Below are 13,257 nucleotides of genomic sequence, written 5' to 3'. Positions count from 1 at the left end.
CACCGAGTCCTCGGTGCGGGGGTGGTGTCGTCTCAGCGTCGGGTGCGGCGGACGGAGATGGGGAGCCCGGTCAGCGCTCTCGCCGCCGAGCCTGCCATGGCCAGATAGCCCGCGGCGCTGCGCCACGACGCCGCCACCGAGAAGACGGTCCTGGTGGCCGCGGGTCCCGGTCGGCGCCCGGCGAACCGGTCGTCGAGCCATCGGAGCGTCAGCGGGACCGACAGCGGCAGCAGCGTGATGTGCTCGCTCGTGCGATCGCGGACGTACTCGACCTCGGCACCCGCGTCTCGATAGCGCGTCACCTGCCCGTCGACGTCGTCCACGGCGATGATCTGATCGTGCGTCGCCTGCAGGACGAGCAGCGGGAATCCGGGCGCCGAGCGGCCCGGCTGGATCTCCTCGAAGATCGTCACCATCTCCGGACGAGCCATGACGTCGGCGATGGGAATGGTCGAGTAGGCGTCGAGGTCGAACCCGCGGAGCGCGATGATGGCCTGCATCGTGGTCATCTTGTTCGTCGACGCCAGCAGCTCGAGACCCTCCTCGGTGACGAACTCCTGCATGACGTCGTCCAGGGCCGGGTAGGTACGCCGCAGACCCTCGATGACGAGAGTCGGCAGCGCGGCGTAGCGGGTGGCGTTCAGCCGGAAGAACGCCGACGCCGGATCACCCACCGGCGACCCGAGTACGGCTCCGACGACATCGATCTCGGGTGCGTACTCCCCCGCGGCCTCCGCCGCCCAGGACGACGCGAGCCCGCCACCCGAGTATCCCCACAGTCCGACCGGTGTGGTCGTGTCGAGACCGAGCTCGTCGAACGAGAGCGCGGCCCGGACGGCGTCGAGAGTGCAGTACCCGGGCTCGAGCGGCGCACCCCAATGCCCCTCGGCGCCTTCGTGATCCGGGATCGAGACCGCCCAACCCAGACGCAGGGCGTGCAGGACGAGCAAAAACTCGTACTGCGGCACCGTGCCGCGCGCACGTGACCCCAGCCGGAGCGCGTACGACGGGAACGATCGACCGGAGACGGCGTCTATGGCGCACTGATACGACAGGAGTGGTCGCGTCGCGTCGGGGACGGCTCCGGCGGGCAGCAAGACCGTGGTGACACTCACGCGTGGCACGCGCTCGAGATCCTCGGTGCGATACAGCAGCTGCCAGGCCTGCACGCGCTGCCGCACCCTACCGAACACACCGATGCGCACGGGTCTGGTGCGCAGGACGTCGCCGCACGCGGCACTCTCGAAACCGTCGGGCGCGGCGTAGAACGGGTCTCGCTCCGGGGTGGTGACCGGGCCCTCGGACCAGTGCTCGGTCTCGGGCGGGCCGCCCCCGTCCCTGTCGTACTGCTCGATGCTCATGCCCACGGTTACCCCTGTCGTCGGGTCACACTAACCTTCCGACCCGTGAGCAGGACCGATCAGCCCTCGACGGTGCCGACGCGGGTGGCCGGATCGTCGTCCGAGGCCCGTGCGAGCACCGGGACGAGCGCGTCCACCGCGTACGGAAGGCTGAGGGGGCTGGCGAAACCGAGAGCGGCCGGCACGGTGGTCCCGAATTCGCCGACGTAGACGGTGCGATCCTCCTTCACCACGTTCAGGCTCTGCAGCAGCGGATCACCGGCGACGTCCTCGGGAGTGACGCCCAGCAGCACGAGAGTCTGCTGATCGAGCAGGTCGTAGCGCTCCGGGCTCACCGTTCCGGTGGTCTCGGGCGTCGCGAAGCCGAGGTCGGTGAAGAACCTGTTCCGCGGGTCACCGCTGTCGAGGATGTAGAAGGTGCCGTCGAGATAGAGCGCGACCGCAGCGGTGCGGCCGGCGAAGGACGGGTTCTGGGTCGTGGCGTCTACGAACGTCGCGTCGACCTCGTCACGCACGGTCTCTGCCTCGGCCGTCTTGCCCAGGGCGGTTCCGTACGCGGTCAACTGGTCTCGCCACGACGGGGTCTCCGACCCGTCCGAGCCGGGGATGTCGCCGACCGTCGTGGCGATCTGTCCGAGCTGCTGGTACTCGGGCTCCTCCAGATAGGCGTACGTCGCCATGATGAGGTCGGGCTCCGCGGCCGCGACACCTTCGAGATCGAGTGTGTCGCTTCCCACCTCGGGAATCGTGGCACCGTTCAGCTGCTGCTGGGCCCACGGTCGGGTGGTGTAGTCGTACCCCGTGAATCCGCGGGTGGCCACGGGTGTGACACCGAGAGCGAGCGCGAAGTCCTGGTCGTTGTACCCGGCGGTCACCAGACGCTCCGGCGCACCCTCGACCGTCACGGTCCCGAACTTGTCGGTGACCTCGGCCGGGAAGGCTCCCGACGCGTCCGCGGCCGGCGCCGAGTCCGTGTCCGACGAGCTGCACGCCGCCGTTCCGAGCAGAAGAACGGTGGCCGCGAAGGACACACCGACGGAGACGCGCATGAAGAACCTTTCGGGGACGACTGGTGGAGCAGGCTTGCGGTAAGGCTACCCTCAGCTCAACGGGGAAGCTCGAGGGCCTCACCGAGTCGACGCCAGTCGTCCACCGGCGGAACGTTCATCGCGGATCCGAGGACCTGGACGAGGACGCTGGTGGCTCCCGCCTCGATGTGCTCGCGCACTCGGGCCACAGTCGCGTCGAGTCCGCGCGTCACCATCGCCTCGGCGAGCTTCTCGCTGCCGCCGCGGACGAAATCGTCCTGCCCGAAACCCAGACGCTCCCAGTTGTTCCGGTAGTTGGGCAGCCCGGTGTAGATGTTCAGATGCGCGTGCGCGCGTTCGGCCCACACCTCCGCGTCGGTGTCGGCGACCGGGTCCACCACCGCCGCCTGCTCGACGACCAGTTCCGGGCGCTTCTCGCCGTCTCCGGCATCGAGGATCTCGCGGGCCGTCGCCGTGTGCTCCGGTGTGACGAGGTACGGATGCGCCCCCGCGGTGCGATCGCGGGACAGCTCGAGCATCTTCGGACCCAGCGCCGCCAGCAGTCGTGGTGGGTTCTGCTCTTCCCCCGCCACTGCCGCGGGTGCGTTGTCGAGTGCGTCGAGATACTCCCGCATCGCCGCGACGGGCTTGCCGTAGTTGTGACCGCGCATGCGCTCGACCAGCGGAGCGTGCGACACGCCGAGTCCCAGGACGAACCGACCACCCGAGACGGCATGCAGGGTACGTGCCGCCGATGCGGTCGCCACGGCGTCGCGGGCGTAGATGCTCGCGATGCCGGTACCGACGATCAGCGACGACGAGGCGCCGAGGTACATCTGCGCGGCGGTGAGCGCCTCGCGGCCGTAGGCCTCGCCGAACCAGAGCGAGTGCCAGCCCTGCGACTCCACCTCCCCCACCACGTCGGGAACCGCGGAGGCGGAGACCCCGTCGAGCGTTCCGGTCCAGATGCCGATCGTCGCGTGTGCCGTCATGGCGTCCAGTGTGCCCGCACTCGCACCCTACGAATCCGGGGGACCGTCGACGGTCTGCCGGAGCCGTTCGAGGGTGGCCGCGATGTGGTCGCCGTTGACCGTGGCGCGGTCGCGGACACCCGTCGCCAGTCCGCCGACGCCGACGAACCACCGCGGACGCCGGTCCCACATCCGCTCGGTCACCGTGGTCTCGCCGCCGTCGCCACCGCCGTCGATGTCGTAGCGCCAGTGCGCGATCGGCAGCGAGAACGGGCCGTAGTGCACGTCGAAGGCGAAGGTTGCTCCGGGGTCGGCGGCGGTCACGGTGCATGTGGTCGACCATCGATGCAGACCGTTGCGGTTCCGACCGACGAAGGACGCACCCGGACGGGCGCCGGAGCTCCCCACCCACCGCATCGAGTGCGTCTCGTCCGCCAGATCGGCGAGTCGGTCGAGATCGGTCAGGAGGGCGTACACGTCCTCGGCATCGGCGCGGACCGTCACGGATCCGGACGCGAGCGGAGCGGTCGAGTCAGGCGTCACCGGTGCACCGTAGCGACCCGACAGCCTCGATACGGGCGATCGACGACGGTGTCGCCTGAAGTCAAGAACGACGGCCCGCCGTCCGCGATGATCGAGACGTTGGTACCGCCGAGCTCAGGAGTTGTCATGTCGTCCTTGCCCCCCTTCCGCTTTCCCGGCGCCACCGCGCTCGTCACCGGCGCCGCCAGTGGCATGGGTGAGCAGATGGCCCACGAGCTCGCGCGACGGGGCACCGATCTGATCCTGCTCGACCGGGACGCCGATCGGCTCGCCGACGTCGCACGCGCCATCGAGTCCGCCTCACCGGCACGCAGCGTCGACGTCGTCGTCGCGGACCTCTCCGACCTCGACGCGCTCGGCGTGGTCATCGACGGTGTGATCGAGCGGCACGAGCGCATCGACCTGCTGATCAACAACGCCGGTATCGCGTTCGGCGGCTCGTTCGAGCAACTCACCGCCAAGGACTTCGACTCGGTGATGACCATCAACTTCCATGCGCCGGTGGACATCACCCGACGTCTGCTGCCGACGATGCGCCGATCCACGGGCGCGCACATCGTCAACGTGTCGAGCTTGTTCGGCATCGTGGCGCCTCCGGGGCAGTCGGCCTACTCGTCGTCGAAGTTCGCCATCCGCGGGTTCACCGAGTGCCTGCGCCACGAACTGGCGCCGACGATCGGCGTGACGTCGGTGCACCCCGGCGGCATCAAGACCCGCATCGCCGAGACGGCCGGTTCGGCCGCCGGAGCGACGGACAAGGAGATCGCGGACGGCAAGGCCACCTTCGCCAAACTGCTCACCTATCCCGCGGACAAGGCTGCACTCCGCATCCTCGATGGGGTCGAGAAGCGCAAGGGACGGGTCCTCATCGCCGCGAGTGCCCACACCGTCGACATCCTCGCCCGCGTGTTCCCGTCCGCCTACTACGCCGTGATGCGCCGCGGCATGTGACGGACGCGCTGCCGCTCTCAGGACAGATCGAGAGCGGCAGCGAGGTCGGTCTCCACCTGGTCCCTCGTCACGCCGAGACCACTGAGCAGCCCCGTCCCGTTCTCGAACTCCAGCATCGCGAGCAGCACGTGTTCGGTGCCGACGTAGTCGTGGCCGAGGCGCAGCGCCTCGCGGAACGTCAGTTCCAGAATTTTCGCCGTCGCAGCATCGAACGGAACGAGTGCCGGCGGCTCACCGTGCTCCCCCGCGGACGAACCTCGTGCCGAGACGGCGGCGCGTACGTCGTCGGGCGTCACCGATTGTGTCGCGAGCAGACGGGTGCCGAACGAGTCGGGGTCTTGCACCAGTCCGATCACGAGATGGTCGGGAGTGATCGACGACACCCGTTGCGCTCGGGCCTCGGTCTGCGCCGCCACCACGATGTTCTTCGCGCGCTCTGTGAAACGAGCGAAACCCTGGCTCGCGTTCAACGCCTCGTCGGCGTGCGGCCTGGCCACGAACTTCTTCTGCACGGCCTGTTTGCTCACTCCCATACTGCGGCCGATGTCGGTCCAGGACGCCCCGGACCGACGTGCCTGGTCGACGAAGTGTCCGACGAGGTGGTCGGCCACGTCGCCGAGGCGCTCGGCGGCGACGACGGCTCGCGAGAGCTGGATCAGAGGGTCGGTGTCGGTGCGGGAGACAGCGACGATCAGATCGTCGAGGCGCACACCGGGCGCGGGGTCGGTGTCGGTCATGCGTCGACCGTAGAATGACGACCACCCATCGTCAACCCTGAGTTGACGATGGGTGGTCCTGTGCGTTGCGGGTCAGGCGACTCCGGCGGCGCGTCGCACCGACCGACGCGGCGTCCCCGAGAGGGTCTTGCCGAGGTCGCCCCGCAGTGTGGTGATGGAGTCGAGAATGTAGTTCTGACGCACCAGCCACGGGCCGTGATCGCCCTGCCGGGGAAAGGCGTCGATCGAGCGCTGGACGTAGCCGGACTGCAGGTCCAGCAGCGGACGCTCCTCGAGCGGGCCGTCGGGCTGCGGGACGATGGACGCGAAGTCCTTGTCGTCCATGTAGCCGAGCACGCGGCACACGAGACGCGACGTCAGATCGGCGCGCAGAGTCCACGACGCGTTGGTGTATCCGATGCAGATGGCGAAGTTCGGGACACCTGTCATCATGGCGCCCTGCCACACGAACTGCTTCGACAGATCGACGGTCACGCCGTCCACCTTGGGCTCGATGCCGCCGAAGGCGAGCAGTTGCAGCCCCGTCGCCGTGACGATCACGTCGGCGGGCAACGAGGCGCCCGAATGCAGGTCGATGCCGTCGGGGCGCACGGAGGCGATGCGGTCGGTGACCACCGACGCCTTCCCCTTCTTCATCGCCTTGAACAGATCGGCGTCGGGGACGGCGCACAGTCGCTGATCCCACGGGTTGTACTCGGGCGTGAAGTGTTCGGCCACCAGCTTCTCGTCGCCCAGGATCTTGGTCGAGAGGTTGGTGAGGAGTCGCCGTGCCGCCTGCGGACGACGCCGGCAGAACTGATAGAAGCCGGTGCTGAACAGAATGTTCTTGACCCGGATCACGCTGTGCGCCAGGCCAGCCGGGAGAAGATCACGAATCTTGTCCGCCTGCTTGTCACGTCCGGGGACCGCGCTGATCCAGGTGGGTGAACGCTGCAGCATCGTGACGTGACCGGCGTCGCGCGCCATCGACGGCACGAGGGTCACTGCGGTGGCGCCACTGCCGATCACGACGACGTTCTTGCCGGCGTAGTCCAGATCGTCGGGCCAGAACTGGGGATGCACCACGGTGCCCTCGAACGTGTCGAGTCCCGGGATGTCGGGGTTGTAGCCCTTGGCGTAGTCGTAGTAGCCCGAGCAGCAGTACAGGAAGCCGCACGTCATCTGCTGCTGCGAGGTTCCCGACTCGTCGGTCACGTCGAGAGTCAGGGTCCAGCGAGCCTCCGCGGTGGAGAAATCCGCGCCGACGACGCGGGTCCCGTACCGGATGTGCTCGTCGATCCCGAACTCCGCAGCGGTCTCCTCGATGTACTTCAGAATCGAGTGCCCGTCGGCGATGGACTTCGCTTCGCGCCACGGCTTGAACTGGTAGCCGAGCGTGTACATGTCGGAATCCGAGCGCACACCGGGGTAGCGGAACAGATCCCAGGTGCCGCCCATCGAGGACCGCGCCTCGAGGATGGCCCACGACTTGCCGGGATGCTCCGTCGACAGGCGGTAGCCCGCACCGACGCCGGAGAGCCCGGCGCCGACGACGATCACGTCGAGATGCTCGAGGGTGGTGTCGGTCGGGGACGAGTCGAGTCGATCGGTGGTGGACGTCATGACTCCAGTGTCCTCGTGCCACCACCCGATGGCTTGACACCTCACGACAACTAGTTGACTTCAGACGACAACTGGCCCAAGGTGAGCGCTGTGCCCGCCATCCGCTCCGCCGGTCTCCGCGGCTTCCGCGCGACCGTGGCCGAACTGGGCGGGGACGCCGAGGCGTACGCCCTCGCGGCGGGGCTGCCCGTGGACGCGCTCGACGCCGACGACCTCCTCGTCGAGGACGTCGCCATGGCCGCGGTTCTCGAGATCGCCGCGGCGGAGCTGGCGTGCCCCGATCTGGGGTTGCGGATCGCACGGCGCCAGGATCTCGGCATGCTCGGGCCGCTCGCACTCGCGATCCAGAACTCCTCGACCGTGGGCGAGGCACTCGAGTGCACCGAGCACTACCTGTTCATCCATGCCCAGTCGCTCAGCCTGCGTGCCGAACCCGACCCGTACGGGACGCCGGGGATCGTCGCGCTGCGGTACGGAACGAAGCCCGGGGTCGTCGCGCCCGTCCAGGGCACCGACATGGGGCTGGGGTTCCTCCACCGCGCCACCATCGCACTGGTCGGCGGGTCGTACGGACTCCGCTCGGTCGAGCTCCCCTACGTGCCGGCGGCTCCGGTGTCGGTCTACGAGAACTTCTTCGGCGTCGCGGTCAGCGTCGGCCGTCCCGCCGCCGTCCTCCGGGTCCCGGCCACACTCCAGAACCGACCGCTCCACGGCGGGGACTCGAACCTCAAACGTTTGGCCCTCGCCTTCCTCGCCCGACAAGGTGCCGGACCCACCACCGAGGTGGCGCCGCGGGTGCGCACCATCCTGCAGCAGTCCCTCGGCACCACCCCACCGCACATCGACGGTGCCGCACATCTGCTGAACCTGCACCCGCGGACGTTGCAACGCCGATTGGCCGGGGAGGGAACGTCGTTCGCGGCGATCGTCGACGAGGTGCGCCGCACGGAGGCCCATCGGTACCTCACGACGACGTCGCTGCCGATGAGTCAGATCGCGGCCGCTGTGGGACTGTCCGAGCAGTCCGCCTTCACTCGTGCGTGCCGACGGTGGTGGAACGCGACGCCCACCACCGTCCGCCGCGGCGCTCTCTGACCCGACTCAACTGAAGTCGGTCGACGCCAGATCCTTCTCGTCGTCCACGATGGCCTTGACGATCCGGTCGGCGACAGCGTCCGGATCGAGACCGTCCGGCATGGTGGGCGCCGTGCCCGCGATCGCGCGCCCGGCCAGACCGGTCTCGGTGTGCGGCGGACGTACGTCCACGACCCGCAGCTTGCGCCGACGCGCTTCCGGTCGAGCCGCCTCGACGAACGCGCTGATCCCGGCCTTCGCCGCGCAGTACGCAGCCATCCCGCCGACGGGCTTCTCCGCGATCACCCCACTGATGCTGACGACGACGCCCCCGGACTCCACCTCGGTGAGTGCCGATCGCACCAGCCGCAGTGGCGCCAGCAGATCCACCAGCAGGAGATCGTCGACGGTGTCGTCGTCCACCTCGGCCGCGGGTCCGAACGCCACCACGCCCGAGGCGATCACGACGCCGTCGAGCGTTCCGGTGTGGCTCTTGGCCGCCGCGATCAGGTCGGCCGGGGCCGCGGGGTGGGTCAGGTCCGACGCCACGAGGTGCGCGCTGCCCAGGTCGACACCGGCCAGCGTCTGCTCCGAGCGGCCGGACGCGGTGACGGTGGCGCCGGCGTCGAGCAGGCGGCGAGTGATGCGCGATCCGATAGCGCCGGAAGCGCCGGTCACCAGGAAGTGCTTGCCCGGGAGGTCCATGTCAGTTCTCCAATCCGGCGAGTGTGTCGACCACGGCTGCGGTGGCGGACCGGGTCCAGGTCACCGGGTCCTGTCCCTGCGGGCTCACGCACACGGTGTCGACTCCGAGCGCGGCGAACCCTTCCATCTCCCGGAGGAATCCGGCCTCGTCGGCCACCGGGTCGAGCGAGGTGATGATGGTCTTCTCGATCTCCGCGTAGTCGCGGTTCTCGCGCTCGCAGTGACCGCGCAGCACGTCGAGCTTGTGTGCCACGGTCTCCTGGTCGGGGGCGAAGAGGTTGCACAGCGAGGCGTACCGCGCGACGAACGCGAGTGTCTTCTTCTCCCCCGACCCGCCGACCATGATGGGCGGACCCGGACTCTGCAGCGGCCTCGGCTCGCAGAGCGTCTCGGCCAGCGAGTAGTGCGTGCCCTCGAAGGGTCCGTCGTCGTCGCTCCACATCTGTCTGCAGATGCGCAACGTCTCCTCGAGACGCTCGAACCGCTCGGCCGTCGACGGGAACGGCACACCGAGGCCGCGGTGCTCGCGCTCGTACCAGGCCGCACCGATGCCGAGCATCGCTCGACCGCCGGAGAGCACGTCCAGGGTCGTGACCGTCTTCGCCAGGAGCCCCGGATGCCGATAGGTCACGCCCGTGACGAGCAGGCCCAGGCGGATGCTCTCGGTCCGGCCCGCGAGGAAGCCCAGCGAGGTGTAGCCCTCGAGCATGGGGTCCTGCGCGGTCGCCAGATTCTCCATCTGGAACCAGTGGTCCATGAGCGTGAACAGCGTGCACCCGCCGTCCTCCGCAGCGCGCGCGGAGTCGGAGAGCAGTCCCGCCGTGGCCGCGGAGCCACCCGGAAGGGTGAAGTAGGGATAGTGGACTGCCAACTGCACGATGGTTCTCCTCGATGGTCGGATCAGCACTCCGCCGACGCGGTGCACTCCCGGGGAACATTCGGAGCACCGGGCACCGTTGGTCCTCGTATGACTGGTTCGAGAATGACACGCACCGTGGTCGCCACGGCCTTCGGTGGACCCGACGTCCTGGCGATCCGCGACGAGGTGGTCGACGAACCGGGTCCCGGACAGGTCGTCGTGGACATTCGCGCCGCCGGCGTCAATCCGTTCGATCACAAGCTCTACAGCGGCGCATTCGGGACGGACGAGAGCACACTCCCGCTGCACCTCGGCAGCGAGGCGTCGGGCGTGGTGTCCGCGGTGGGGCGCGACGCCGTCGGACCGGCGGGTCCCGTCCGTGTCGGCGACGAGGTCATTGTTCTGGCAGACGGTGCCTACGCCGATCGCCTTCTCGTCGATGCCGACGCGGTGCTGCCGAAACCGCAGGCGCTCGGCTGGGAGGAAGCGGCCGGGTACTCCCTCACTGCGGCCACCGCCTACGACATGGCGGAGCTCGCGAGCGTCGAGGAGGGCGACTGCGTCCTGATCCACGGAGCATCCGGCGCCGTCGGCTCGCAGGCGGTCCAGCTCGCCCTGCACCGCGGAGCAGAGGTGATCGGCACCGCGAGTCCCCGCAACCTCGACGCGGTGCGCGCCCTCGGCGCCGTCGCAGTCGCGTACGGCGACGGTCTGCTCGACCGGGTACGCACCGCGGCGCCCGACGGCGTGGATGCCGCGCTGGACACGGCCGGCACCGACGAGGCGATCGACGTGTCCCTGGCGGTGGTGCAGGACCGGACGCGCATCGTGACCATCACTGCCTTCGGTCGGGCAGTCGACGAGGGTTTCCGGTCCGCGGGCGGCGGGAACAACGAGAGCGCCGCACGGCGCAAGGAGGCGCGTCTACCTCTGCTCGAGTTGGCCGGATCGGTGATCACCGTGACGGTGGCCGGGACGTTTCCCCTCGCGGAGGCGGCCACCGCCCACCGCGAACTGCAGACGCACCACCCGCGCGGCAAGTACGTCCTCGTCCCCTGACGACGGCCTCGCGAAGACGCGCGGGGGTGGGGAGACTACCGTTGAGCTCAGAACGCATAGACATCTAGGAGCGGATACATGAGCGTCGAGACGAACGAGAAGAAGCGCCACCGCGTCGTCGTCATCGGGTCCGGCTTTGGTGGCCTCTTCGGCACACAGGCCCTCAAGCGAGCCGATGTGGACGTCACGCTCATCGCGCGGACCACCCACCACCTGTTCCAGCCACTGCTCTACCAGGTGGCCACGGGCATCCTCTCGGTCGGCGAGATCGCCCCCGCGACCCGCGTCATCCTGCGCAAGCAGAAGAACGCCGAGGTTCTGATGGGTGACGTCGAGACCATCGACCTGACGAACAAGACCGTCACCTCGCGGCTGCTCGAGCGCGAGACCGTGACGCCGTTCGACAGCCTCATCGTGGCTGCGGGCGCCCAGCAGTCCTACTTCGGCAACGACCACTTCGCCGAGTTCGCACCTGGCATGAAGACGATCGACGACGCCCTGGAACTGCGCGGACGCATCCTCGGCGCGTTCGAGCAGGCCGAGTTGTCCACCGATCCGGCCGAGCGCGAGCGCCTGATGACGTTCGTCGTGGTCGGCGCAGGCCCCACCGGCGTCGAGCTCGCGGGGCAGATCTCCGAGCTCGCGACGCGCACGCTCGACGGAGCCTTCCGCAACATCGACGCCAAGGACGCGAAGGTGGTGCTGCTCGACGCGGCGCCCGCCGTGCTCCCCCCGATGGGCAAGAAGCTGGGCGAGAAGGCCGCGAAGCGCCTCACCAAGCTCGGTGTCGACATCCAGCTCAACGCGATGGTCACCGGCGTCGACAACGACGGTCTCACCGTCAAGGACAAGGACGGCACCGAACGCCGCATCGAGGCGCAGTGCAAGGTCTGGTCCGCCGGCGTGCAGGCCAGCCCGCTGGGCAAGCAGCTCGCCGACCAGTCGGACGGCACCGAGGTCGACCGCGCGGGCCGTGTCGTGGTGGAGCCGGATCTGACCGTCAAGGGACACCCCAACGTGTTCGTGGTCGGCGACATGATGTCGGTCAAGGACGTCCCGGGTATGGCGCAGGGCGCGATCCAGGGCGCCAAGTACGCGGTGAAGCAGATCAAGGCCTCACTCGACGGACAGAACTCGTCCGAGCGCAAGCCGTTCTCGTACTTCGACAAGGGGTCGATGGCCACCGTGTCGCGATTCAGCGCCGTGTGCAAGGTCGGCAAGCTGGAGTTCGGCGGATTCATCGCCTGGGTCGCATGGCTCGGACTCCACCTCTTCTACCAGGTGGGATACCGGAACCGTCTGACGACGGTGATCTCCTGGTTCGTCACCTTCCTGGGCAAGGGTCGGGCGCAGATGGCGTCCACCGAACAGCAGGTGTTCGCGCGCCTCGCGATCGAGCAACTCCACACGCTCGAGCAGGAGAACCGCGTCGACGGCGTGGCGATCCCTACCCGCACGGTCGAGGCGACCTCGAAGGCGGCGGACCGCGAGTCCGGTGCCACGGCCGACGCAGCGGAACAGAGCAAGCAGCTCGACAGCACGGAGAAGCGGGCCGCCTCCGGTGCCTCACCCACACCGGCGGAGCGTCAGGGCGAGGAGCCCTCCGCGAACGACGGAGCGGCGGAGACCGCGGAGGCCAAGCGCGCAGGCTGATCTCCCCGCGCCGAGAGCGCAGCGACCGGCCGGGTGACCGGGAGCCGATGGCCGAGCCAGGTGGACAGTGTTCCGCCTCCGGCCATCGGCATCGTCGTCTCCAGACCGGCCACGGCGTCTCCGGAGGGACTGTCCGCCAAGCACTCCGGCCAGGTCAACGTACTGATCGACGCGGTCGGCGCGAAGAGCGCGTCGTGCCCTGCGGCGCCCCTGCCCAGGTCGAGTCGGTGGCGGAGCACCGGACCGGCCACGCCGTCGACTCGAAAGAGACCCGACCACCGGCCGTCCAGTTCCCCGGTGCGGCCGATCTGGATTCGTTCGCGCACGGCGGCGCGTACCCGGTCGCCGAGATGCAGCGACACCGACGATCGGTGGTCCGCCGACCCGGCGACGATGGTGGGTTCCGGGTCCACGATCACCTCGGCACCGTCCTCGACGTCCACGGTCCACGACGCGTGTGACACGACGGTCGAGCGCCCGGGCAACGCCACCGAGGCGGCGACACTGCACACGTGCAGCCGCGCCCCCGCCTCGACCACGATCCGGACGTCGATGGTGTCCCCACCCAGCGGGGTCGCGGCCGAGCCGACGAGGTGGACGCGGTCGACACCGGTCCGGCGCACGGCGAGCCCACCCACCGCCTCGATGCGCGGTGACCTGCTCCGCGACGCCACGACGAGCACCGTCGAGCGCAGGGCGCCGTGCGTCGTCACG

Annotated in this window: 12 protein-coding genes and 1 pseudogene; 4 read left to right on the top strand and 9 right to left on the bottom strand. The window is 69.1% G+C overall.

Annotated elements, in window-relative coordinates:
* Positions 1-32: 32 nt before the first annotated feature.
* From ASG69_RS10115 to ASG69_RS10100, 4 genes are read right to left on the bottom strand one after another with little or no spacing between them, the layout of a single operon-like run.
* Positions 33-1,361: a lipase family protein gene (locus ASG69_RS10115; protein ID WP_056444486.1), complete on the bottom strand. Its 1,329-nt coding sequence runs from the start codon at positions 1,359-1,361 to the stop codon at positions 33-35.
* 59 nt (positions 1,362-1,420) lie between these two features.
* Positions 1,421-2,410, bottom strand: coding sequence for an ABC transporter substrate-binding protein (locus ASG69_RS10110; RefSeq protein ID WP_056444483.1), 990 nt, complete (start codon positions 2,408-2,410; stop codon positions 1,421-1,423).
* Between the two features lie 56 nt (positions 2,411-2,466).
* Complete coding sequence (locus ASG69_RS10105) at positions 2,467-3,381, bottom strand: TIGR03620 family F420-dependent LLM class oxidoreductase (RefSeq protein WP_056444480.1); 915 nt, start codon at positions 3,379-3,381, stop codon at positions 2,467-2,469.
* A 27-nt stretch (positions 3,382-3,408) separates the two neighbouring features.
* Entirely contained in the window at positions 3,409-3,903 is a 495-nt protein-coding gene (locus tag ASG69_RS10100; RefSeq protein WP_056444477.1) for an SRPBCC family protein, read from the bottom strand.
* Between the two features lie 126 nt (positions 3,904-4,029).
* Between ASG69_RS10100 and ASG69_RS10095 the strand changes: the two genes are divergently transcribed.
* On the top strand, positions 4,030-4,854 hold the full coding sequence (locus ASG69_RS10095) for an SDR family NAD(P)-dependent oxidoreductase (RefSeq protein ID WP_037185420.1): 825 nt from the start codon (positions 4,030-4,032) through the stop codon (positions 4,852-4,854).
* 17 nt (positions 4,855-4,871) lie between these two features.
* Here ASG69_RS10095 and ASG69_RS10090 read toward each other — a convergent pair whose 3' ends face one another.
* Both ASG69_RS10090 and ASG69_RS10085 read right to left on the bottom strand, forming a co-directional pair.
* A complete protein-coding gene (locus tag ASG69_RS10090) occupies positions 4,872-5,591 on the bottom strand; it encodes a Clp protease N-terminal domain-containing protein (RefSeq protein ID WP_056444475.1) in 720 nt (239 codons plus the stop codon).
* Positions 5,592-5,663: 72 nt separating this feature from the next.
* Complete coding sequence (locus tag ASG69_RS10085; RefSeq protein ID WP_056444472.1) at positions 5,664-7,193, bottom strand: flavin-containing monooxygenase; 1,530 nt, start codon at positions 7,191-7,193, stop codon at positions 5,664-5,666.
* A gap of 90 nt (positions 7,194-7,283) precedes the next feature.
* Here ASG69_RS10085 and ASG69_RS10080 point away from each other — a divergent pair, with 90 nt between their 5' ends.
* Positions 7,284-8,288 carry an AraC family transcriptional regulator gene (locus tag ASG69_RS10080; RefSeq protein ID WP_056444469.1) on the top strand — a complete coding sequence of 335 codons (1,005 nt, stop codon included), beginning with the start codon at positions 7,284-7,286 and terminating at the stop codon, positions 8,286-8,288.
* A gap of 6 nt (positions 8,289-8,294) precedes the next feature.
* Here ASG69_RS10080 and ASG69_RS10075 read toward each other — a convergent pair whose 3' ends face one another.
* Together ASG69_RS10075 and ASG69_RS10070 are read right to left on the bottom strand one after the other, a co-directional pair.
* A complete protein-coding gene (locus ASG69_RS10075) occupies positions 8,295-8,972 on the bottom strand; it encodes an SDR family NAD(P)-dependent oxidoreductase (RefSeq protein WP_056444466.1) in 678 nt (225 codons plus the stop codon).
* Position 8,973: 1 nt separating this feature from the next.
* The gene (locus tag ASG69_RS10070) at positions 8,974-9,849 is read right to left on the bottom strand and encodes an LLM class F420-dependent oxidoreductase (RefSeq protein WP_056445133.1); all 876 of its coding nucleotides are present in this window, start codon (positions 9,847-9,849) and stop codon (positions 8,974-8,976) included.
* A 105-nt stretch (positions 9,850-9,954) separates the two neighbouring features.
* On the opposite strand from ASG69_RS10070, the gene ASG69_RS10065 reads away from it, so the two are divergent.
* Both ASG69_RS10065 and ASG69_RS10060 read left to right on the top strand, forming a co-directional pair.
* Positions 9,955-10,890: an NADP-dependent oxidoreductase gene (locus tag ASG69_RS10065; RefSeq protein ID WP_056444463.1), complete on the top strand. Its 936-nt coding sequence runs from the start codon at positions 9,955-9,957 to the stop codon at positions 10,888-10,890.
* A 78-nt stretch (positions 10,891-10,968) separates the two neighbouring features.
* Positions 10,969-12,307: pseudogene (locus ASG69_RS10060) on the top strand (NAD(P)/FAD-dependent oxidoreductase); the annotation flags it as partial.
* Positions 12,308-12,476: 169 nt separating this feature from the next.
* On the opposite strand, the gene ASG69_RS10055 reads toward ASG69_RS10060, so the two are convergent.
* Positions 12,477-13,256 carry an urease accessory protein UreD gene (locus tag ASG69_RS10055; RefSeq protein WP_321163704.1) on the bottom strand — a complete coding sequence of 260 codons (780 nt, stop codon included), beginning with the start codon at positions 13,254-13,256 and terminating at the stop codon, positions 12,477-12,479.
* Between the last annotated feature and the right edge of the window lies 1 nt (position 13,257).

Origin of the sequence: Rhodococcus sp. Leaf225 (genome assembly GCF_001426145.1) — a bacterium.
Lineage (GTDB): Bacteria > Actinomycetota > Actinomycetes > Mycobacteriales > Mycobacteriaceae > Rhodococcoides.
Note: the sequence above shows the minus strand (reverse complement) of the source record. Positions and strands in the feature narration are given on the sequence as shown.